Source organism: Planococcus sp. RAB007_Raresut (genome assembly GCF_057369535.1).
The window spans coordinates 1-377 of record NZ_JBXYIF010000044.1; the positions used below are offsets into that span (position 1 = coordinate 1).

Annotated in this window: 1 protein-coding gene; it reads right to left on the minus strand. The window is 46.4% G+C overall.

The window, feature by feature from the left end; translation table 11 throughout:
* A partial coding sequence (locus AC2Q9J_RS17675; RefSeq protein WP_499041969.1) for an LCP family protein occupies positions 1-377 on the minus strand: 377 nt, incomplete at both ends.

Below are 377 nucleotides of genomic sequence, written 5' to 3' on the forward strand. Positions count from 1 at the left end.
CTTCACCAGAAAGCCGTTGAAGGCCTTGTTCGATTTGAACTGTCTCACGTGACGCATCGTAACTGTTTTGTTGTGATGAGAACGGAACATCAATCTCAACGCCACCTACCGCATCAATGAAATCAACGAACCCTTGGAAGTTGAGCGAGACGACATGGTCGATTTCAACACCGACTAAATCTTCGATCGTGTTCGTCGCCATCCGCATCCCGTTGTTCGGATTCGATTCATCCATCGAACCGAAATAGTAAGCGTGTGTGATCTTATCTTGGTCAAGTCCCGTCTTGCCATAAGGAATGTTATAACCCGTGTAGTCGATGTTGACATACGAATCACGCGGGATACTGAGCATCGTCGTCTGCTTTTCTTTCTTGTTT